The 19,982-nt window shown below is 70.0% G+C and carries 21 protein-coding genes and 1 pseudogene; 11 read left to right on the top strand and 11 right to left on the bottom strand.

The window, feature by feature from the left end:
- Positions 1 to 139 precede the first annotated feature (139 nt).
- Complete coding sequence (gene efeU / locus AC5JOC_RS17275) at positions 140 to 988, bottom strand: iron uptake transporter permease EfeU (RefSeq protein WP_124769014.1); 849 nt, start codon at positions 986 to 988, stop codon at positions 140 to 142.
- 203 nt (positions 989 to 1,191) lie between these two features.
- Here efeU and AC5JOC_RS17280 point away from each other — a divergent pair, with 203 nt between their 5' ends.
- The 4 genes from AC5JOC_RS17280 to AC5JOC_RS17295 all read left to right on the top strand — a co-directional run bounded on the left by AC5JOC_RS17280 (position 1,192) and on the right by AC5JOC_RS17295 (position 4,653).
- Positions 1,192 to 1,725, top strand: coding sequence for a hypothetical protein (locus AC5JOC_RS17280; protein ID WP_159878244.1), 534 nt, complete (start codon positions 1,192 to 1,194; stop codon positions 1,723 to 1,725).
- 39 nt (positions 1,726 to 1,764) lie between these two features.
- Positions 1,765 to 2,088 carry a ferredoxin gene (fdxA, locus tag AC5JOC_RS17285; protein ID WP_079705538.1) on the top strand — a complete coding sequence of 108 codons (324 nt, stop codon included), beginning with the start codon at positions 1,765 to 1,767 and terminating at the stop codon, positions 2,086 to 2,088.
- Between the two features lie 4 nt (positions 2,089 to 2,092).
- Positions 2,093 to 3,214, top strand: a complete 1,122-nt coding sequence (dapC, locus tag AC5JOC_RS17290; protein ID WP_494246917.1) for a succinyldiaminopimelate transaminase — start codon at positions 2,093 to 2,095, stop codon at positions 3,212 to 3,214.
- A 179-nt stretch (positions 3,215 to 3,393) separates the two neighbouring features.
- The gene (locus tag AC5JOC_RS17295; protein ID WP_064296340.1) at positions 3,394 to 4,653 is read left to right on the top strand and encodes a citrate synthase; all 1,260 of its coding nucleotides are present in this window, start codon (positions 3,394 to 3,396) and stop codon (positions 4,651 to 4,653) included.
- A gap of 105 nt (positions 4,654 to 4,758) precedes the next feature.
- Here AC5JOC_RS17295 and dapD read toward each other — a convergent pair whose 3' ends face one another.
- A complete protein-coding gene (dapD, locus tag AC5JOC_RS17300; RefSeq protein ID WP_071261031.1) occupies positions 4,759 to 5,736 on the bottom strand; it encodes a 2,3,4,5-tetrahydropyridine-2,6-dicarboxylate N-succinyltransferase in 978 nt (325 codons plus the stop codon).
- A 51-nt stretch (positions 5,737 to 5,787) separates the two neighbouring features.
- Between dapD and dapE the strand changes: the two genes are divergently transcribed.
- The 3 genes from dapE to AC5JOC_RS17315 all read left to right on the top strand — a co-directional run bounded on the left by dapE (position 5,788) and on the right by AC5JOC_RS17315 (position 8,375).
- Complete coding sequence (dapE, locus tag AC5JOC_RS17305; RefSeq protein WP_086473657.1) at positions 5,788 to 6,885, top strand: succinyl-diaminopimelate desuccinylase; 1,098 nt, start codon at positions 5,788 to 5,790, stop codon at positions 6,883 to 6,885.
- A complete protein-coding gene (locus tag AC5JOC_RS17310) occupies positions 6,875 to 8,098 on the top strand; it encodes a hypothetical protein (RefSeq protein WP_494246918.1) in 1,224 nt (407 codons plus the stop codon). Before dapE ends, AC5JOC_RS17310 begins: the two co-directional genes overlap by 11 nt.
- A 103-nt stretch (positions 8,099 to 8,201) precedes the next feature.
- Positions 8,202 to 8,375, top strand: coding sequence for a DUF3117 domain-containing protein (locus AC5JOC_RS17315; protein WP_079002123.1), 174 nt, complete (start codon positions 8,202 to 8,204; stop codon positions 8,373 to 8,375).
- 94 nt (positions 8,376 to 8,469) lie between these two features.
- Here the strand turns inward: AC5JOC_RS17315 and AC5JOC_RS17320 are convergent, their stop codons facing one another.
- Positions 8,470 to 9,102 (bottom strand): O-methyltransferase, encoded by a 633-nt coding sequence (locus tag AC5JOC_RS17320; protein WP_064296167.1) that lies wholly within the window; start codon positions 9,100 to 9,102, stop codon positions 8,470 to 8,472.
- A gap of 71 nt (positions 9,103 to 9,173) precedes the next feature.
- On the opposite strand from AC5JOC_RS17320, the gene AC5JOC_RS17325 reads away from it, so the two are divergent.
- On the top strand, positions 9,174 to 9,614 hold the full coding sequence (locus AC5JOC_RS17325) for a twin-arginine translocase TatA/TatE family subunit (protein WP_079705542.1): 441 nt from the start codon (positions 9,174 to 9,176) through the stop codon (positions 9,612 to 9,614).
- Between the two features lie 35 nt (positions 9,615 to 9,649).
- On the opposite strand, the gene AC5JOC_RS17330 is transcribed toward AC5JOC_RS17325, so the two are convergent.
- Genes AC5JOC_RS17330 through AC5JOC_RS17340 form a run of 3 tightly spaced genes read right to left on the bottom strand, consistent with a single transcriptional unit; the run spans position 9,650 to position 12,651 of the window.
- Positions 9,650 to 10,825 carry an Mrp/NBP35 family ATP-binding protein gene (locus tag AC5JOC_RS17330; RefSeq protein ID WP_079705543.1) on the bottom strand — a complete coding sequence of 392 codons (1,176 nt, stop codon included), beginning with the start codon at positions 10,823 to 10,825 and terminating at the stop codon, positions 9,650 to 9,652.
- Positions 10,818 to 11,360 (bottom strand): DUF1003 domain-containing protein, encoded by a 543-nt coding sequence (locus AC5JOC_RS17335; RefSeq protein WP_071261025.1) that lies wholly within the window; start codon positions 11,358 to 11,360, stop codon positions 10,818 to 10,820. The genes AC5JOC_RS17330 and AC5JOC_RS17335 overlap by 8 nt, the downstream gene beginning before the upstream one ends.
- Positions 11,338 to 12,651 carry a magnesium transporter MgtE N-terminal domain-containing protein gene (locus AC5JOC_RS17340; protein ID WP_079705545.1) on the bottom strand — a complete coding sequence of 438 codons (1,314 nt, stop codon included), beginning with the start codon at positions 12,649 to 12,651 and terminating at the stop codon, positions 11,338 to 11,340. The genes AC5JOC_RS17335 and AC5JOC_RS17340 overlap by 23 nt, the downstream gene beginning before the upstream one ends.
- A gap of 68 nt (positions 12,652 to 12,719) precedes the next feature.
- Here AC5JOC_RS17340 and AC5JOC_RS17345 point away from each other — a divergent pair, with 68 nt between their 5' ends.
- Positions 12,720 to 13,223, top strand: coding sequence for a YflT domain-containing protein (locus tag AC5JOC_RS17345; RefSeq protein WP_079705546.1), 504 nt, complete (start codon positions 12,720 to 12,722; stop codon positions 13,221 to 13,223).
- Positions 13,224 to 13,265: 42 nt separating this feature from the next.
- On the opposite strand, the pseudogene AC5JOC_RS17350 reads toward AC5JOC_RS17345, so the two are convergent.
- Positions 13,266 to 14,664, bottom strand: a pseudogene (locus AC5JOC_RS17350) (aminopeptidase P family protein).
- Positions 14,665 to 14,705: 41 nt separating this feature from the next.
- The gene (locus AC5JOC_RS17355) at positions 14,706 to 15,743 is read right to left on the bottom strand and encodes an endonuclease/exonuclease/phosphatase family protein (RefSeq protein ID WP_079705548.1); all 1,038 of its coding nucleotides are present in this window, start codon (positions 15,741 to 15,743) and stop codon (positions 14,706 to 14,708) included.
- An 82-nt stretch (positions 15,744 to 15,825) separates the two neighbouring features.
- Between AC5JOC_RS17355 and AC5JOC_RS17360 the strand changes: the two genes are divergently transcribed.
- On the top strand, positions 15,826 to 16,680 hold the full coding sequence (locus tag AC5JOC_RS17360; protein ID WP_079705549.1) for a PHP domain-containing protein: 855 nt from the start codon (positions 15,826 to 15,828) through the stop codon (positions 16,678 to 16,680).
- 237 nt (positions 16,681 to 16,917) lie between these two features.
- Here AC5JOC_RS17360 and AC5JOC_RS17365 read toward each other — a convergent pair whose 3' ends face one another.
- The gene (locus AC5JOC_RS17365) at positions 16,918 to 18,477 is read right to left on the bottom strand and encodes a DEAD/DEAH box helicase (protein WP_192005224.1); all 1,560 of its coding nucleotides are present in this window, start codon (positions 18,475 to 18,477) and stop codon (positions 16,918 to 16,920) included.
- Between the two features lie 136 nt (positions 18,478 to 18,613).
- On the opposite strand from AC5JOC_RS17365, the gene AC5JOC_RS17370 reads away from it, so the two are divergent.
- The gene (locus AC5JOC_RS17370) at positions 18,614 to 19,333 is read left to right on the top strand and encodes a ferritin-like fold-containing protein (RefSeq protein ID WP_079705551.1); all 720 of its coding nucleotides are present in this window, start codon (positions 18,614 to 18,616) and stop codon (positions 19,331 to 19,333) included.
- A 75-nt stretch (positions 19,334 to 19,408) separates the two neighbouring features.
- On the opposite strand, the gene AC5JOC_RS17375 is transcribed toward AC5JOC_RS17370, so the two are convergent.
- Both AC5JOC_RS17375 and AC5JOC_RS17380 read right to left on the bottom strand, forming a co-directional pair.
- Positions 19,409 to 19,708 (bottom strand): hypothetical protein, encoded by a 300-nt coding sequence (locus AC5JOC_RS17375; protein ID WP_079705552.1) that lies wholly within the window; start codon positions 19,706 to 19,708, stop codon positions 19,409 to 19,411.
- A 2-nt stretch (positions 19,709 to 19,710) separates the two neighbouring features.
- Positions 19,711 to 19,935 (bottom strand): DUF3107 domain-containing protein, encoded by a 225-nt coding sequence (locus AC5JOC_RS17380; RefSeq protein WP_064296179.1) that lies wholly within the window; start codon positions 19,933 to 19,935, stop codon positions 19,711 to 19,713.
- Positions 19,936 to 19,982 lie beyond the last annotated feature (47 nt).

Genomic DNA, 19,982 nt, shown 5'->3' on the forward strand with positions numbered 1-19,982 from the left:
TTCCCGTCTTGTTCGGGACGCATCCCGTGAGGGCGAGGGCGAGGACGCCCGCGCCGGCGAGGCCGGCGATGATGCGGTGCTGCATGGAGACTCCTGTCGGAAGGTGCTGGTGCTTGGTTCGTGGTGGGGCGGGGACCGGTCAGGCGTTCGTCGTGACCGGTTTCGTGACCGAGGTCGGGCGCCGACGGCCGAGACCCGAGACCCGGATGAAGCAGACGAGCGTGACGATCAGGTACAGCAGCCACGCACCGAACTGCGCCCAGGTCGGGGCAGGGGTGAAGTTGAAGAGTCCGCCGAGGACGGTGCCGTACCAGCTCGTCGGAGGGATGATCGCGCTCAGGTTGAACGCGGCCTGCCCCCAGCCGGGGATGACGCCCGCTTCCTGGAGGTCGCCGACGCCGTAGGCGAGGACGCCGGCAGCCACGACGACGAGGAAGAGCCCCGTCCACGTGAAGAAGGTGCCGAGGTTGATCCGGACGAATCCGCGGTAGATGAGATACGCGATGACGACGGAGGTGAGGATGCCGAGGAGCGCGCCGATCGAGCCGACGACGGCGCTCTCACCGGAGTTGACGCTCGCCCAGATGAAGAGGGCGGTCTCGATGCCCTCGCGGCCGACGCTGATGAAGCCGAGGACGACGATGCCGATCGCCGATCCGGCGACGGCGGCGTCGAGTCGTGACTCGAGGTCGTGCTTGAGCTCTCGGGCGTTGCGCCCCATCCAGAAGATCATCCAGGTGACGAGCCCGACGGCCAGGATGGAGAGTCCGCCGCCGAGGATCTCCTGCGCCTGGAAGCTCAGCCCGTACGGTCCCCAGGTGAGGATGGCACCGACACCGAGCGAGACGACGATCGCGACGGCGACGCCGAGCCACAACCGGGGGAGGACGTCGCGGCGGCCGAGCTTGTTCAGGTAGGCGACGAGGATGCCGACGATGAGGCCTGCTTCGAGGCCTTCGCGGAGGCCGATGAGGTAGTTCGCGAGCACGTGACCGGACTTTCGGGCGTCGAGCAGGCGGTCGCCCAGGGGAGGCCGTCGTCTGCGGGGTGGGGATGCATCCGAGGGCGCGCCGGGCGGGGACCGTGGTCCGGGCGGGGCGCTGCGACTTCGGAACGCGGTTGGGTAAGGCTAACCTTATCCGACGTCGACCATAGCGCCTGATGCTGAGGCTGTCCAGATACAATCGGCGGATGACCGATCCGGCCCCCGACCCCAGCCTCCCAGACGGCCGCACGGTCGGCGACGACCGCTGGTTCCCGCCGACACCGCCGCAGCAGGACGCACCGCACGAGCAGTCCACGGCGTCGCGGGTGATCGGGATCGTCCTCGCGTTCCTCGTCGGTCTGGCGTACGGCGCCATCGGCACGGTCGCGCACGCCTGGGCGCCCTCCGTCCTCGGTGTCGCCCTCCCGGTCGGACTGGTGCTCGGGATCCTCGGCGTGGCCATGCTCCTGGTCGGACTCCGCATCGTCCTGGGGGACCGGCTCGCAGCGTCGGCAGCGGCGCTCGGGGTCATCCTCATGATCGGGATCCTGCTGCTCGAGAGCACCGGCGGCTCCGTCCTCATCCCGCAGAGCGTCTCGGGCCTCGTCTGGACCATCGCGCCCGGTCTCATCGCCGTCCTCGTCGTCGCGTGGCCGAAGCTCCCGGAGCGCGCCCGCACGCGCGACGACCGTCCCGCGGGACCGGCGCCCGAACCGTTCCCCGTCTCGCCGCAGGCGTAGACTGGACAACTCAGTGCTCGTGAAGGGAGCCACCCGCCCGTGACCTACGTGATCGCCCTGCCGTGCGTCGATGTGAAGGACCGCGCCTGCATCGACGAATGCCCCGTCGACTGCATCTACGAGGGTGAACGGTCGCTCTACATCCACCCCGACGAATGCGTCGACTGCGGTGCGTGCGAGCCGGTCTGCCCGGTGGAGGCCATCTACTACGAGGACGACCTTCCCGAGGAGTGGGCGGACTACTACAAGGCCAATGTCGAGTTCTTCGACGAGATCGGTTCCCCGGGTGGGGCCGCGAAGGTCGGCGTGATCCCCTCGGACCACCCGCTCATCGCCGCGCTGCCGCCACAAGCCCACGAGTAGTCGCGTGGCACTGCAGCCGCTGCCCGACTACCCCTGGGACCTCATGGTCCCGTATGCGGAGCAGGCCCGTCGCCACCCCGACGGCATCGTCGACCTCTCGATCGGTTCGCCGGTCGATCCGACTCCCGGCCTCATCCGGGATGCGCTCCGGGCGGCCACGGACGCACACGCGTACCCGACCACGGTCGGGACGCCCGAACTCCGGCAGGCGATCGTCGACTGGTTCGCGCGCCGTCGTGGTGTCGAGGGGCTCAGCCTCGACGCCGTCCTCCCGACGATCGGCTCGAAGGAACTCGTCGCGCTGCTCGCCTTCCTCCTCGGCCTGGGCGCCGGCGACACCGTGGTCCACCCGGTGGCCGCCTATCCGACGTACGCGGTCGGCGCGGCGATCGCGGGAGCCGAGGCGTTCGCCTCCGACGATCCGTCCGAATGGCCGGAGAGCACCCGGCTGGTCTGGCTGAATTCCCCCGGCAACCCCGACGGTCGTGTCCTGTCGGTCGACGAGCTGCGCGCAGCCCGAGCCAGAGCCCGCGAACTCGGCGCCGTCCTCGTGGGCGATGAATGCTACGCGGAACTCGGCTGGGAGGGGGAGTGGTCCGACACCCCGACCCCGTCCGTGCTCGATCCACGCGTGACCGACGGCGACACCGAGGGTGTCCTCGCGATCTACTCCCTGAGCAAGCAGTCCAACCTGGCCGGATACCGTGCCGCGTTCCTCGCGGGCGACGAGCGCCTGGTGCGTCGGCTGGTCACCGTCCGGAAGCACGCGGGTCTCATGCTGCCGGCCCCGCTGCAGGCCGCCATGGTCGCGGCGCTCGGCGACGACGCCCACGTGGCGGAGCAGAAGGCCCGCTACCGCGCCCGACGCGAGGTGCTGCTCCCGGCCGTCCGTGAGGCCGGGTTCCGGGTCGACCGCAGCGAGGCGGGACTGTACCTGTGGATCACCGAAGGCCAGGACGCCTGGGTGAGTATCGACCGCCTGGCGTCGATCGGTGTCCTGGCGGGTCCAGGGGTGTTCTACGGCGAGGCCGGACCGCAACACGTGCGGCTCTCCCTGACCGCCACCGACGAGCGCATCGCGGCCGCCGCGGCCCGACTTCGGGGACTCCGCCCGATTTCGGGGTGAACTCCAAGGAAGTCGCCGGATCACTGTGGGAAACAGCAGTAGGGTCCGAAGCCGATTAGGCTGTATGTGACACGCCGTCGTATCGGAGGGCGATGTCGAGTCCCTATCGCACAAAGATATGAGGAGGCGCCGTGGGCGACGTCGAGAAACAGGCTTCCACCGAGACGCAGCAGGTCACCCTGAACTACCCCGGCGGAACGGCCGAATTCCCGATCCACCAGTCAGCCCAGGGCGCGTCGAGTATCGACATCTCCTCGCTCACGCGGCAGACCGGCCTGACCACGCTCGACTACGGGTTCGTCAACACCGCGGCGACCAAGTCGGCGATCACGTACATCGACGGCGACCAGGGCATCCTGCGCTACCGCGGCTACCCGATCGAGCAGCTCGCCAAGCAGTCGACCTTCCTCGAGGTCGCCTGGCTGCTCATCCACGGTGAACTCCCGACTGCGGACGAACTCGGCGGATTCGACGAGAAGATCCGGCGCCACACGCTCCTCCACGAGGACCTCAAGCGGTTCTTCTCGGCGCTCCCGCACACGGCGCACCCGATGGCCGTCCTGTCGAGCGCCCTGCAGGCCATGTCGACCTACTACGAGTCGGACGCCAATCCGCACGATCCCGACCACGTCGAGCTCACGACGGTCCGCATGCTCGCGAAGCTCCCGGTGATCGCCGCCTACGCGCACAAGAAGTCGGTCGGGCAGGCGTTCCTCTACCCCGACAACTCGCTGAGCTTCGTCGACAACTTCCTCAAGCTGAACTTCGGCAACCTCGCCGAGCCGTACGAGATCGATCCCGTCCTGTCGAAGGCGCTCGACCTCCTGCTCATCCTGCACGAGGACCACGAGCAGAACGCCTCGACCTCCACGGTCCGCCTCGTCGGCTCCACCGGAGCGAACCTCTACGCCTCCGTGTCCGCCGGTATCAACGCCCTGTCGGGTCCGCTGCACGGTGGCGCGAACGAGGCTGTCCTGCAGATGCTCGGCCGGATCCAGGAGTCCGGCGAGGGCGTGCAGCGCTTCGTCGACCGCGTGAAGAACAAGGAAGACGGCGTGAAGCTCATGGGCTTCGGGCACCGCGTCTACAAGAACTACGACCCGCGCGCCAAGCTCGTCAAGGAGAGCGCCGGCGAGGTGCTCCGGGCGCTCGGCATCAACGACCCGCTGCTCGACCTGGCTCAGGAGCTCGAGCAGATCGCCCTGGAGGACGACTACTTCAAGGAGCGCAAGCTCTACCCGAACGTCGACTTCTACACCGGCGTCATCTACAAGGCGATGGGCTTCCCGACGCGGATGTTCACGGTGCTCTTCGCCATCGGACGCCTGCCCGGGTGGATCGCCCACTGGCGTGAGATGAACCTCGACCCGCAGACCAAGATCGGGCGCCCGCAGCAGCTGTACACGGGTTCGCCCGAGCGTCCCTTCCCGACGCGCTAGTCCCGTCGGTTCCTGAGCCTGTCGAAGGGCGGTTCCTGAGCCTGTCGAAGAACGGCCCCGCATCCACCTCGGATGCGGGGCCGTTCTGCGTCCCGGGAGGCCGGGTCAGGCGTGCAGTGCCGCGTTCAGCTCGACGCCCGAGCCCGAGCGGGGGAGCACCTCGACGGCACCGGTGAGTGAGTTCCGACGGAACAGGAGGTTCGGGACACCCGACAGCTCGACCGCCTTGACCGTACGCGGCGCGCCTTCGGCCGTGGCCGCAGCACCCGCGAGGACGACCTTGGTGCCCGCGGTCACGTAGAGACCCGCCTCGACCACCGAGTCGTCGCCGATCGAGATGCCGATGCCGGAGTTGGCGCCGAGGAGGGCGCGCTGACCGATCGCCACCCGCTGCGTCCCGCCGCCGGAGAGCGTCCCCATGATCGACGCACCACCCCCGATGTCGCTGCCGTCACCGACGACGACGCCCTGCGAGATGCGTCCTTCGACCATCGACGCGCCGAGGGTCCCGGCGTTGAAGTTGACGAAGCCCTCGTGCATGACGGTGGTGCCCGGTGCCAGGTGGGCGCCGAGCCGGACGCGCGAGGCGTCGGCGATCCGGACCTTGTCGGGCGTCACGTAGTCGAGGAGTCTCGGGAACTTGTCGATGCCGGTCGCGTGGATGCCGGCGCGGAGGAGCGACGGTCGGAGGCGGTCGAAGTCCGCGGGGTGGACGGGGCCGGCGTTGGTCCAGACGACGATGGGGAGGTGCGCGAAGACGCCGTCGAGCGAGATCGTGTTCGGCTGGACGAGCAGGTGGCTGAGCAGGTGCAGCCGCAGGTAGGCGTCCGGGGTGCTCTGCGGAGCGGCCTGCAGCTCGATCTCGACCGTGACGATGTCGATGCGGACGGCCCGGCGCTCGTCGTCGGTCGCGAGGGCCTCGAGGTCTGCGGGGGCGATCCAGCGGTCGCGGCCCTCGGGGATCCGTCCGAGCGAGGGCTCGGGGAACCAGGTGTCGAGCACGGTGCCGTCGGCGGCGATGGTCGCGAGGCCGGAGCCCCAGGCGTGAGTCGGAACAGGGGTCTCGGCAGGCGCAGCGGTCATGGCTCCAGGGTACCGGCCAACACTCAGGTCGACGGCCAATACACTGGTGCCATGCCAGCCGAAGTCCCCGTACTCGACCTGTCCGTCTCCTCGGTGGAACTCACCCAGCAGCTGTGCGACATCGCCTCCGTCTCGGGGGATGAAGCCCGCATCGCCGACGCGATCGAGGCGTCGCTCGAGGGTCTCGAGCACCTGACGATCGTGCGCGACGGCGACACGGTGGTCGCTTCCACTTCGCTCGGACGTGCACAGCGGGTCATCATCGCCGGCCACATCGACACCGTCCCGATCAACGGAAACGTCCCGACCCGGTTCGAGGAGCGCGACGGCGAGGCGGTGCTCTGGGGTCGAGGGACGGTCGACATGAAGGGCGGCGTCGCGGTCCAGCTGAAGCTCGCGGCTGAGCTCACCGATCCCATCGTCGACATCACCTGGATGTGGTACGACAACGAGGAGGTCGCATCCGACCTCAACGGCCTCGGGCGTCTCGCGCGGAACCGTCCCGACCTCTTCGTCGGTGACTTCGCGATCCTCGGCGAGCCGAGCAACGCCGGCGTCGAGGGTGGCTGCAACGGAACGCTCCGCGTCCACGTGAGCGCCCACGGCAAGCGCTCGCATGCGGCCAGGAGCTGGGTCGGCGTCAACGCGATCCACGCGATCTCACCGGTCCTCGCGACGCTCGCCTCGTACACGCCACGGGAGGTCGAGGTCGACGGGCTCGTCTACCGGGAGGGCGTCAACGCGGTCGGGATCACCGGCGGCGTCGCCGGGAACGTGATCCCGGACTTGGTCACCGTCGAGGTGAACTACCGCTTCGCTCCGAGCCGGACGGGTGCCGAGGCGCTCGCCCACCTCGAGGAGCTCTTCTCCGGCTTCGAGGTCGTGCAGACGGACGTCGCGGAGGGCGCTCGTCCCGGGCTCGACGCGCCGATCGCCCAGGACTTCCTGGCCGCGGTCGGCGGCACACCGGCCCCGAAGTACGGCTGGACGGACGTCGCACGCTTCTCCGCACTCGGCGTCCCCGCCGTCAACTACGGACCGGGTGACCCGCTCCTCGCCCATGCCGACGACGAGCGCGTCCCGCTCGCGCACATCGAGGACTGCGAGCGCGGGCTCCGCGCCTGGCTGACCGGGCCCGATGGTCGCTGACGCGGCCCACTCGACCGAGGTCGAGGAGCGGCCGTCGATGCTCCGGCGCTGGGCCCGCCTGCCCTGGTGGGGGCGGATCACCATCGTGTACGTGCTGTCCCGCCTGGTGACGACCGCGATGTTCGCGGTCGCGAGTCTGCTGCAGGCGCCGGACTCCCGGTTCGGCGCGTTCCCCTCGCTCGGCACGCTCGCCGCCGGCTGGGACGGACAGTGGTACTGGTGGATCGCGACGTACGGCTACCCGACCCAGCTGCCGCTCGACGACGCCGGCCGGGTCGCGGAGAACGCGTGGGCGTTCATGCCGGTCTATCCGGGGGTCGTGAAGGCGCTCTCGGTCGTCACCTTCCTGCCGTGGCCGGTCATGGCCGTGATCGTCTCGCTGTGCTGCGGCTTGGGGGCGGCCCTGCTGTTCCACCGGCTCCTGCGCATCCGCCTCGGCGATGAACGGGCGATGTTCGCCGTCGTGCTGTTCTGCATCGCCCCGCTCAGCGCCCTGTTCCAGGTCGCCTACGCGGAATCGATGTTCCTGCTGCTGCTGACGCTCGCGCTGCTCCTGCTCGTGACGCGCCGGTACGGCTGGCTCCTCGCCGTCATCCCGGTCATGGCGTTCACCCGCCCCGGAGTCCTGGCCTTCTCGCTCCTGCTGGGCCTCCATCTCATCGTGCGGATCGTCACGCGACACCGCGACCCGCTCGCGCGCCGGGAGGTCGTCCTCATCCTCGCGGGCGGGGCCCTCGCCGCCCTCGCCGGATTCGCGTGGATGGTCATCGCCGGTCTCGTCACCGGGACGCCGGAGGCGTACCTCGAGACGGAGCTGGCGTGGCGGGCCGCCTTCATCGGGGAGCAGCCCCTCGTCCCGTTCTCGGCCTGGATCCAGGGCGGCCAGTTCTGGTTCGGGGATGGTCCGGGCATCGCCGTCGTCGCCGCGATCTTCGTCGGCTCCGTCGTGCTCCTGTTCCTCCCACCGGTGCGCCGGCTCGGTGCCGACCTCCGGTTGTGGGTGGGGTCCTACCTCCTGTACCTCTTCGCGGTGTTCTTCCCGCAGACGAGTGTCTTCCGGCTGCTCGTACCGGTCTTCCCGCTCCTCGGTGCGGTCGCCGTCCCACGGAACCGCTGGTACCGCGGTGGCGTCGTCATCGTCTCGCTGGCGTTGCAATGGTGTTGGATCTTCGTCATGTACGGCCTCGCGAACGCGTATTGGACCATTCCCTGAGCGCGGATCGGGCGTCATCCTGCGCCTCGCCGCGCTCAGGATTATCACGAGCCCCCGTGATACGAGATAATGGGGGTCAGTCGAATAACGAGAGGGGACTCGCATGGCCGCAATGAAGCCACGCACCGGAGACGGGCCAATGGAGGCCGTGAAGGAGGGTCGGCTCATCATCGTGCGAGTGCCTCTTGAAGGGGGAGGGCGTCTCGTCGTGTCGGTCAACGACGCAGAGGCTCAAGAACTGCATGATGCACTCGCGGGTGTGGTGAGCGCGGGCTGATCCCCGTCACCGACGCCGCATGAGCCGAGAACCGGCCGCCATCACTGCTCACAGAGTCAGGATGGCGGCCGGTTCGTCGTCGTGCGGGGAGGGCTCAGAGGTTCGGTTTGGTGATCTGCAGGAGGCCGTCGCCGGCCGGGGACAGGGCGCTGACGACCGCGTCCGACGCGGAGATCTCCTGGACGAGCGAGCGGAAGAGGCCTGTGGTCTCGTCCCGCTGAGCCGGATCGGCCACGCGGCCCCGCCAAAGCGCGTGCGGGACGAGCACGGTGCCACCGGGACGCACCAGACGGAGTCCGTGCTCGACGTACTCGATGACCGATCCCGGGTCGCCGTCGACGAGGACGAGGTCGTAGGAGTTCTCGTTCATCCGCGGCAGGACGTCGAGCGCGCTGCCGGTGATGAGGCGGATGCGGTTGGTCGTGATGCCGGCCTCCGTGAACGCCGCGCGTGCCTGCTGCTGGTGCACGATCTCGGTGTCGATGGACGTCAGCACCGCGCTCGTGGCACCGCGGAGCAGCCAGAGCCCGGAGACGCCGGTGCCGGTGCCCACCTCGACGATGGACTCCGCGCGGGTGGCCGCGGCCACCACCGCGATCTGCGCGCCGATCGCCGGGGAGATCGGTTCGACGCCCAGTTCGTGCGCGTGAGCGCGCGCCGTGAGCATCGCCGCGCTCTCGACGACGACGTCGCCCGCGTACTTCCAGTTGAGATTGTGTTCTGACACCTTGCCTCCGGATCCCAGCGTATGGCCTGCAACTGCTCCGACAGCTGAGGCTCGCGCGGTAGTCTGATGTCGTGTTCGGTCTGACCTTCGACAAACTCCTCATCATCGGGGTCATCGCCGTGTTCCTGCTGGGTCCGGAACGGCTGCCGTACTACGCCTCGCAACTGGCGCGACTCGTCCGCACCCTCCGCGACCTCGCCTCCGGCGCCAAGGACCGGATGCGCGAGGAGATGGGACCGGAGTTCGACGAGGTCGACTGGAAGAAGCTCGACCCGCGTCAGTACGATCCGAGACGCATCATCCGCGAGGCGCTCCTCGACGACGAGCCTCCGGTGACGCCGACGGTCGCGACGACCGCTCCGCTCGACGCGGCTCCCGCTGCCGCGGCCGCCGCTGCAGCCGTCCCATCGCTCGAGAAGCCGAAGTCGATCCAGGCGGCGACCGACGAGCGCCTGCGCCGACTCGCCGCCGGAGAGACCGCCGCGCCCCCGTTCGACCTCGAAGCCACCTGAGTCCGCTTCGGTCGCACACGTCCGACCCGGACGGCTCAGCTCGTGCTGACGCCGAGACGACGACCGGCGAGGCCACGAGGTCTCGCAGCGAGCTGACCGGCCAGCCGGAGGATCTCGGCAGCCGCGGGATCCGTCGGATCCGAGAGGACGATCGGCAGCCCGGCGTCCCCGCCCTCCCGAAGCGGAACGCTGAGCGGGACCGAGGCGAGGAGCGGTACCGGGGCGTCCTGGCCGATCGACAGCCGCGCCGCGAGCGCCTCGCCACCCCCTGAGCCGAACAGCTGCAGGACGCTGCCGTCGGGCTGGGGGAGACCCGCCATGTTCTCGATGACGCCGTGGACGCGCTGCCCGGTCTGGCGCGCCACCACGCCGCTGCGCTCGGCCACCTCGGCGGCGGCCGGCTGCGGTGTCGTGACGACGAGCACCTCGGCGTGGGGGAGCAGCTGGCCGATGGAGATGGCGACGTCCCCGGTGCCGGGCGGGAGGTCGAGGAGCAGCACGTCGAGGTCGCCGAAGAACACGTCGGTCAGGAACTGCTGGATGGTGCGGTGGAGCATCGGTCCGCGCCAGGCGACGGCGACGGCGGTGGTGCCGTCCGTCGGTGCGTCGATGAACATGCCGATCGAGACGACCTTCACACCGTGGGCGACGGGCGGCAGGATCATGTCGCCGACCTGCGTCGGTTTGACGGCCAAGCCGTTCTCGACCAGTCCGAGGAGCCCCGGGATGGAGAACCCGTGGACGTCCGCGTCGACCAGGCCGACCCGCAGGCCGCTGGCGGCGAGTGCGACGGCCAGGTTCGCGGTCACCGTCGACTTCCCGACACCGCCCTTGCCGCTTGTGACGGCGTACACGCGGGTCAGTGAGTCCGGGCCGAACGGGATGCCGCGGGCGCTGCGGCCGCCACGCAGGCGCTCCGTGAGTGCCTGACGCTCCGCCGTCGTCATCACCTGGACGTCGACCGCGACGCTCGTCACCCCGGGGGTCGCCGCGGTGGCCTCACGCACGTCGCGCTCGATGCTCGCCGCTGCCGGGCAGCCGACGATCGTGAGCTTGATGGTGACGTCGGCGGCACCGGTGTCGTCCACCGTGATCGGGCCGACCATGTCGAGTTCGGTGATCGGTTTGCGGATCTCCGGGTCGATGACTCGGGCGAGCGCGGTCCTGATCCGCTCGGCGAGGCCGGTGTCAGCCGCGCCGGCGTCAGCCACGCCGGCGCTCGGGCCCGTCGTGTTCGGGCTGGTCGGTGCGATCCCGATCGAGTTCCTCGAGGAGGGAGCGCAGTTCGGCGCGGATGAAGTCCTTCGACGCCATGTCCTTGAGGGCCAGTCGCAGCGCGACGACCTCACGGGCGAGGTACTCGGTGTCGGCGAGGTTGCGTTCGGACCGCTGACGGTCCTGCTCGATCTGCACGCGGTCGCGGTCGTCCTGGCGGTTCTGGGCGAGCAGGATGAGCGGAGCGGCGTACGAGGCCTGGAGCGACAGCACGAGGGTCAGGGCGACGAAGCCGATGTCGACGGAGTCGAACCGGAGGGCGAGTGGACCGTAGGTGTTCCAGGCGATCCACAGGATGACGAAGAGGGTGAGGCCGAGGAGGAACCACGGCGTGCCCATCGCCCGGGCGATCCACTCGGTGAACCGGCCGAAGCGGTCGCGCGAGGCCGGGGCGCGGCGGATGGAACGGACGGAACTCCGAAGCCCCTTCGGAGCGTCGAGCCGGACCTCATTGCGGGGAGCTCGTGCCACGACCTGCCCTCCTTCCGTTCGATCCGAGCCGCTGTTCCGACGCCGGGAGTTCATCGTTCTCGTCGATGCTGCGCCAGTCGTCCGGGAGCAGGTAGTCGAGGACGTCGTCGATCGTCACGACCCCCAGGAGCCGGTGCTGTTCGTCGACGACGGGTACCTGGACGAGGTTGTAGCTCGCGAGGATCCGCGAGACCTCGGCGGCGGAGGTCCGCACGCCCACCGGATCGAGGCTCTGATCGAGCAGGGTCCCGAGGCGCTCGTGCGGCGGGTAGCGGAGCATGCGCTGGAAGTGCACCATCCCGAGGAAGCGTCCCGTCGGCGACTCGTACGGCGGCAGGGTGATGCAGACGCCGGCCGCCAGCGCCGGTGCCAGCTCGGAGCGTCGGATCGACGCGAGGGCCTCCGCGACGGTGGCGTCGGCGGAGAGGATGATCGGCTCGGTCGTCATGAGGCCACCCGCGGTCTCCGGGTCGAACCGGAGCAGCATGCGGACGTCCTCCGCCTCCTCCGGCTCCATGAGCTCGAGGAGGTGCTCACCGCGGTCCTCGGGGAGCTGGGCGATGAGGTCGGCCGCGTCGTCCGGCTGCATCTGATCGAGGACGTCGGCTGCGCGGTCGTCGTCGAGCTGGGCGAGGATCTGCACCTGGTCCGTCTCGGGCATCTCCTCGAGCACGTCCGCGAGGCGGTCGTCAGACAGCTCCTCCGCGACCTCGATCATCCGGTCGCGCGGGAGGTCGAGGAGCGTGTTCGCGAGGTCGGCCGGTTTCAGGTCGGCGTAGGTCGCGATGAGCTGCTCGGCGGACTGGGCCTCGCCGAGCTCCTGCTCCTCGCGCAGCTCGTTCCAGGTGGCGAAGGTCGTCGGGCCCTTCACGAAGGGGGAGGCGGTGGTCTTCGGGCGGCGGACGAACAGCTGCGACACCTGCCACTCGCCGGGGCCCTGCTCCTCGATGGCGACGTCCTCGATCGTCGCCTCCTCACCGGTGGCGCGGAAGACGACGCGTCGGCCGAAGAGTTCGGCGATCACGCGCACCTCGCCACCGCGCTGCTCGAACCGGCGGACGTTGATGAGTCCCGTGGTGATGATCTGCCCGGCGCCGATGCTCGTCACGCGGCCGATCGACACGAACACACGGCGTTTCCCGGGGATCTCGACGATGAGGCCGACGACCCGCGGGGGTTTGCCGGTGCGGTAGACGACGAGCACGTCCCTGACCTTGCCGACACGATCGCCCGCGGGGTCGAAGACGGTGCACCCGGCGAGCCTGGCGACGAACACTCTGGTTGCACTCACGACTACTAACCTACCCGCCGGTGGTCGGCCTGGAGTGCCCGCTCGGGGCGGGGTGAGAGGATGGAGGCATGAGTGATCCGCGACAGTTCGGCCGGAAGGGCGCCCCGGCGCTCGGCGTCATCCCGCGAGGCGAGACGGTGGCCAGCTACGAGAGTTACGAGTCCGCGCAGGCCGCGATCTCGTCGCTCGCCCACACCGATTTCCCGGTCAAGGAGATCTCGATCGTCGGCAGTGATCTCAAGAGCGTCGAACGCGTCACCGGTCGCCTCAGCTACGGCCGTGCTGCGGGAGCCGGTGCGGTCAGCGGTGCCTGGCTCGGACTGTTCCTCGGGCTCGTCCTCGTCATCTTCAATCCCGAGACGAACCTCATGCTGCTCGGAGCCGCGGTGCTCATGGGTGCCGCGTTCGGCATGCTGTTCGGCATCGTGTCGTACTCGGTGACCCGCAAGCGGCAGGAGTACACCTCGGCCACGCTCGTCGTGGCGACGCGCTACGACCTCATCGTCGGCGGTGAGCTCGCGAACCGCGCACGCAACCTCCTGGAGCGCGGCCCGGAGACCGACGCGGGCTGATCCAGCCGCGTCAGGCTCCGAGCCGTCGCCCGGCGGACGGGCTCAGCGCGCGAGCCAGGCCTCGACCTCGTCCGCGGTGCGCGGGATGCCGGCCGACAGGTTCTCCGCGCCGTCCTCGGTGACGAGGATGTCGTCCTCGATCCGGACGCCGATGCCGCGGTACTCCTCGGGGACCGTGAGGTCGTCGACCTGGAAGTAGAGGCCGGGTTCGATGGTGAAGACCATGCCGGGCTCGATCACGGCGTCGGCGTACATCTCGCGGCGGGCCTGGGCGCAGTCGTGCACGTCGGTGCCGAGGTGGTGGCTCGTCCCGTGCACCATGTACCGCCGGTGCTGCTCGTTCTCCTTCAGGAGCGCTTCCTCGGCGGTGACGGGGAGCAGGCCCCATTCGGCGGTCTTGCGTGCGATGACCGCCATCGCGGCCGCGTGCACCTCGCGGAACCGGATGCCGGGGCGGACGATGGCGAAGGCCTCGTCGGCCGCCTCACGGACGGCCTCGTAGACCCGTCGCTGGACCTCGGTGAACGTGCCGGACACCGGGATCGTGCGGGTGATGTCGGCGGTGTAGTAGCTGTCGAGCTCGACGCCGGCGTCGATGAGGATGAGGTCGCCCGGGACGACCCGTCCGTCGTTGCGCGTCCAGTGGAGGATGCAGGCGTGCGGTCCAGCGGCGGCGATGGTCTCGTACCCGACGCCGTTCCCGTCGGCGCGAGCCCGCCCGGCGAAGACGCCCTCGACGATGCGCTCGCCGCGCTCGTGCGCGAGGACCTTCGGGAGTTCGGCGACGACGTCGTCGAAGCCGCGCGCGGTCGCGTCGACGGCGAGACGCATCTGCGCGATCTCGTAGGCGTCCTTCACGAGGCGCATCTCGGACACGGCGCGCGTCAGGGTCGTCGTCGACGTCGACCGTGAGATCGGCGGCGTCGGCGGTGAACGCCGAGAGGTCGGCGGTCGCGATCGCGAGGTCGGCGGCCACCTGGGCGAGCGACGGACGCGCACCGATCCAGAACTCGCCGATCGCGGCGTTCGTGTAGAACTCGTCGGTGTCGCGGCCCGCTCGCTCGCGGAAGTACAGGGTCGCGGTGTGGCCGGACTCCTCGGGATCGAGCACGAGGACGCTGTCGGGCTCGGTGTCGGCCGCCCAGCCGGTGTAGTAGGAGAAGGCGGAGTGCGCCCGGTACAGGTAGTCGGTGTCGTTCGACCGCTGCTTCATCCCGCCCGCGGGGAGGACGAGACGGTGACCGGGGAACTGGGCCGACAGGCGTTCACGACGAGCCGCTGCGAGGCCGGCGGTCTCCCGCGGCTCCGGCAGGACCTCGGGGCGGTCTGCCCACCCGGTGCCGATGAAGGCGCGGAAGCCCTCGGACCAGGCGGCCGCCCGGTTGGAGGTCGCCTCGGTCTGGACGGTGTTCGAACTGGATGTGTCTGCGGAAGTCGCCATACCTCCATTGTCGCACTGCGGTCGCGACAGGCGCCCGACCCTCAGCTCCCCGTGCGGGGGAGCAGCGTCGCGACCACGGGCCGGTGATCACTGCCCGTGCCGTCGACGTCGGTCAGGACGTGAGCAGACACCGTGACCCATCCCGGTGTCGCCATGACGTGGTCGATCGGTGCGCCGAGGACAGCCGGGAGCTCGGTCGGCCAGGTACCGAGCCCGGCTGCCGCGTCGGCCGCCGCGGCGTCGTGGCACGCGCCGAGGTCGCCGACGCCGCGCAACCCGGCGAGGTGGTCGAGCGTCGCGTTGAAGTCACCGGCCATGATCACGTCCGCGTCGTCGGTGCAGCGGCCGGCGAGATCGGCGAGCTCCGCACGCCAGTCGTCGAGCCGACTCGGCAGTGGGGCCGTGGTGTGGACCGCGACGAGGGTCGGTCCGCGACCGAGGACCGGATCGGCGATGAGGGTCTCCGAGCGCTCGATGGCGGTCGGGCCGGTCACCGTCGGTGCACGGACCGCGTACTCGCCGAGTCCGGTGCTGATGAGGAGGCTCGTCCCTCCTGCGTCGGCGTCGGTCGAATGCGCAACCATCGGCCGTCCGGCGGCGGTCATCGCGGCGGCGACGACCGCCGCGGTGTCGGACGAGGTCTCCGGCAGGGAGACGACGTCGGCGCCCTCACGCACCGCGATCGCCGCGATCGTTCCGGGGTCGACGGCATCGCCGAGGGTGTTCCAGGCGAGGACCGTGACCTGATCCGCGAGGTCGGTCGCCTCTCCGGCGACCATCTGGTCGTCGATTCCGCGGTTGGCCGTGACGACGGCGCCGGTGACCGAGACCGCGGCGAGGACGACCGCCAGGATGGCGGGGAGCACGCGGCGGGACCCCCGGACGAGGATCGCCGTCACGAGGCAGAGCAGTGCGCCGCCCGCGGCGGCGATCGCCACGAGGAGGCGGAACGCGCTCAGTTGGACGACGACCTGGGCCTGCTCGAGACCGAACAGCCCGGGGAGGACGGCGACGACGAGCAGGGCCGTGGTCGCGATCGCGAGCACGGCCGCGATGACGCCACCGACGGTCTTCAGCACCCGCGTCAGCGTAGGCGAGCGGTCTGGGAGTCCTCGGGGCAGGACCTGCGACTAGGGTGGAAGCGTGGTGAGCGCTCGAGACATGCACGGCCCCGCCGATCTGCACACGCACTCGAGCGTCTCGGACGGCACGGAGACGCCGACGCAGCTGATGCGCGCTGCCGGTGCCGCGGGGCTCGGCACGATCGCCCTCACCGACCACGACTCCACCGCCGGTTGGGCCGAGGCGGCCGTCGAGTCGCGCCGCCAGGGCATCACCCTGCTCCCCGGAATGGAACTGAGCACCCGCTACGAATGGCGGAGCGTGCACCTGCTCGCGTACCTCATCGATCCGTTGAACGGCGACCTGCTCCAGGAGACCGCGAAGATCCGGGAGTCCCGGCTCCGGCGGGCCGAAGGCATCGTGGCACGCATCGGTGGCGACTACCCGCTGTCCTGGGCGGACGTCCTCGCGCAGACCCGCGAAGGTGCGACCGTCGGACGGCCTCACATCGCCGACGCCCTCATCGCCCTCGGGATCGTGGCCGACCGTGGCGAAGCCTTCGACGGCATCCTGCATCCGCGCACCGGGTATTACGCGCCGCACTACGCGCCCGACCCGCTCACCGCGGTCAAGCTCGTCCGCGCCGCCGGTGGCGTCCCCGTGATCGCCCACCCGGTCCCGGCCGGCCGCGACCGGATGCTGCCCGAGCCGTACTTCCGCGAACTCGCTGACGCGGGCCTGTTCGGGCTCGAGATCGAGCACCGCGAGAACACCGAGGAGGGGAAGGTCGTCGTGCGGCGTATCGCCTCCGAGCTGGGCCTCGTCGCGACCGGTTCGAGCGACTATCACGGGACCGGTAAGCCGAACCGCCTCGGCGAGAACACCACGGACATCGACGTGGTCCGGCGCATCGTGGCCGAGGCCACCGGCTCGGCACCCGTCCTGCCTGACTGATCTGCGGCGCGTCCGGAGTGCCCTTCGACGCGCTCAGGGACCGGGTGTACTTCTCCCGGTCACTGAGCTTGTCGAAGTGCCCACGGGGGCGCAGCGGATGTGAGGGGCCGCCGGTCGGAGCACCCTTCGACAGGCTCAGGGACCGGTATCCTTCGGTCACCAACCGTGTCGAGCGCAGCGCTCGCGACATGCAGAACGCCCGCATCCGGAAGGGTGCGGGCGTTCTGCGTGGCGGACCTACGCCGTGGGAGCCGGGGGAGCGGTGCGGCGCGTCCGGCTCCGACGGCGGGGAGCGCTGTTGCCGTCGCGGTGCTCCGGACCGTGGCCGTCGTGGGTGCCTGCTGCGGGCGCGCTGCGGTCGACGGTGTCGGTCGAGGCGGCGTCGTGCGTCCGCGAGTGGGCGCGGGTGCTCGGCTGGGACTCGAGCCGGGTGCTGGTCGGCTGCGTGCGGTCGCCTCCGCGTCCGCCGCGCTCACCACCGCGACCGCCGCTGGTCCGTGAACCGTCGCGTCCGCCGCCGGTCCGCGAACCGTCGCGTCCGCCTGCGCTCCGCGAACCCTCGCGCCGCGGGGCGGGCTCGACGGCCTTGGCGGGCTTCAGCCGGCCCTTCGTGCCCTCCGCGATCCCGAGGTCGGTGAACAGGTGCGGGCTCGAGGAGTAGGTCTCCGTCGGTTCCGGCTGACCGAACTCGAGGGCGCGGTTGATGAGCGCCCACTTGTGGAGGTCGTCCCAGTCGACGAACGTGACGGCGATACCCGTCTTCCCGGCGCGACCGGTACGGCCGACGCGGTGGAGGTACGTCTTCTCGTCCTCGGGGATCGTGTGGTTGATGACGTGGGTGACGTCGTCGACGTCGATGCCACGAGCGGCGACATCGGTGGCGATCAGGACGTCGCGCTTGCCGGCCTTGAACGACGCCATCGCCCGCTCGCGCTGCTCCTGGTTCAGGTCGCCGTGCACCGCCGCGGCGTTGAACCCGCGGTCGGTCAGTTCCTCGACGAGCTTCGCGGCGGCACGCTTGGTCCGCGTGAAGATCACGGTCTTGCCGCGACCCTCGGCCTGCAGGATGCGCGAGATCACCTCGTCCTTGTCGAGCGAGTGCGCGCGGTAGATGAGGTGCTTGATGTTGGCCTGCGTGAGCCCCTCGTCGGGGTCGCTCGCGCGGATGTGGATCGGCTTGCTCATGAAGCGGCGGGCCAGGGCCACGATCGGACCGGGCATGGTCGCTGAGAACAGCATCGTGTGACGCGCGGCGGGAGTCTTGGAGAAGAGCTTCTCGATGTCGGCGAGGAAGCCGAGGTCGAGCATCTTGTCGGCCTCGTCGAGCACCATCTCGGTGATGCCCGAGAGGTCGAGGAGGCGCTGGTTGTTGAGGTCGATGAGACGGCCGGGCGTGCCGACGACGATCTGGGCGCCGGCCTTCAGCTGCTCGATCTGACCCTCGTAGGCCTTGCCGCCGTAGATGGAGACGAGCGTCGTCGACCGGTTCGAGATGAGGATCTCGATGTCCTCGGACACCTGGACGGCGAGCTCACGGGTCGGGACGACCACGAGGGTCTTGACGCCGGGAGCCGGGTCGAGGCCGAGGCGCTGGACGATCGGGATGCCGAACCCGAAGGTCTTGCCCGTGCCCGTCTTGGCCTGGCCGATGATGTCCTGGCCGGCGAGCCCGAGGGGGATCGTCTGCTCCTGGATGGGGAATGGTTCGATGATGCCCTTGGTCGTGAGGGCGTCGACGATGTCCTGGTCGACACCGAGATCAGAGAAAGTCACGGAGATACCTGTCAGTGCAGTCATGGTCTACACCTTCGATTGCACACAGGTGTAGGGCCCCGATCCGACGCCGGGGCACGGCTATTCTACCCGGGACGTCCCGAGAGGCCGCTGGGCGCGCGGAACACGGCGATCGGCGCGCTGCGGATAGGGTGGTCGCATGGCTCGTTGGTTTGCACGACGTCGGCGTCCCGGCACCCAGACGCCTCGTCTGCGCTCGCGGGAGGACGCCGTCCAGGCGACCCGCGTCGACCTCCACGAGCTCGCGCCCAGCACCGCGGACTACCTCGGTCAGGTGGCGCAGCTGCAGCTCGGGTTCTTCATGACGCTGTCGTTCGCGGTCGAGCACGCTCCGAACGACGCCGACCGGGAGACCGTCGCCGAGGCCGCTGCCACGGCGCTGCGCAAGCACCAGGCGCTACTCGCCTGGCTCCGCCGGACGAGCGACGACCCGGGCGCCGTGCTCGAACCCTATGCACGCACGCGGGACGAGTTCCAGGCGATCCTGCGCACCGGCACCTGGGACGAACTCCTGCTGGGCGTCCTCGTGGCGCGGGGCTTCCTCGACGAGTTCTTCGCGCAGCTCGCGCGCGGCCTGGACGGGGCGGACGCACGCGACCTGGCCGCGATCGTCGCCCCCGGTCCGGAGGAGGACCCGCTCGTCGGGATCCTGCACCGGGTGATCGCAACGCACCCCGAGCGCGCTTCGACGCTCGCGATGTGGGGCCGTCGGTTGCTCGGCGACACCATGCTCGTCGCCAGGTCCGCCCTCGTGACCGAGAGCAAGGCGCTGCCGGACGACGCCCGGGTCGAACCGGTCTACACGGAGCTCATCGCGAACCACACCAGACGGATGGACGCGCTCGGGCTCACGGCCTGACCGGTCGTCCCCTCCGACACGACGACGCCGCCGCTCCGGGTGGAGCGACGGCGTCGATCGATCGAGCGCCTCGGGTCAGGCGGCGACGCCCTGCTGCAAGCGGGTCAGCATCGCCTCGTCCGACGAGGTGCGGACGCGGACGAGCACGAGGTCGACCACCACACTCACGACGACGGACGCGCCGAAGGCGAGCACCCAGATCCAGCCGCCGTCCCACGCCATGCCTGCCCACGTCGCCGCGACCCAGACGACGGCGGCGACGAGCGTCGCGACCGCCGGGATGAGCGCGGCCCCGTGCTGGTCGCGGCCGGGCAGGAGGTAGCGGACGGCGAGACCGAGGATGGCACCGCCGAGCACGACGAAGAGGAGTTCCATGGTCAGCCGACGAATCCGATGCGGCGGGATTCCTCGGTTCCGAGCTCGACGTAGCCGATGCCCGCGGTCGGGATGAGGTAGCTGGTGCCCTTGTCGTCCTTGAGCGCGAGCAGCTTGGCGTCCGTCTCGAGCGCGGTCTTGACCGCCTGCTCGATCTCCGACGCCGGCTGCGAGGTCTCGAAGCCGATCTCGCGAGGGCTGTTGAGGATTCCGATGCGAATTTCCACCTTGAGTGCCTTTCGGTTGCGTAGGGCAAGACTACGGGAGTCGTGGT

Source organism: Plantibacter sp. (assembly GCF_059073635.1).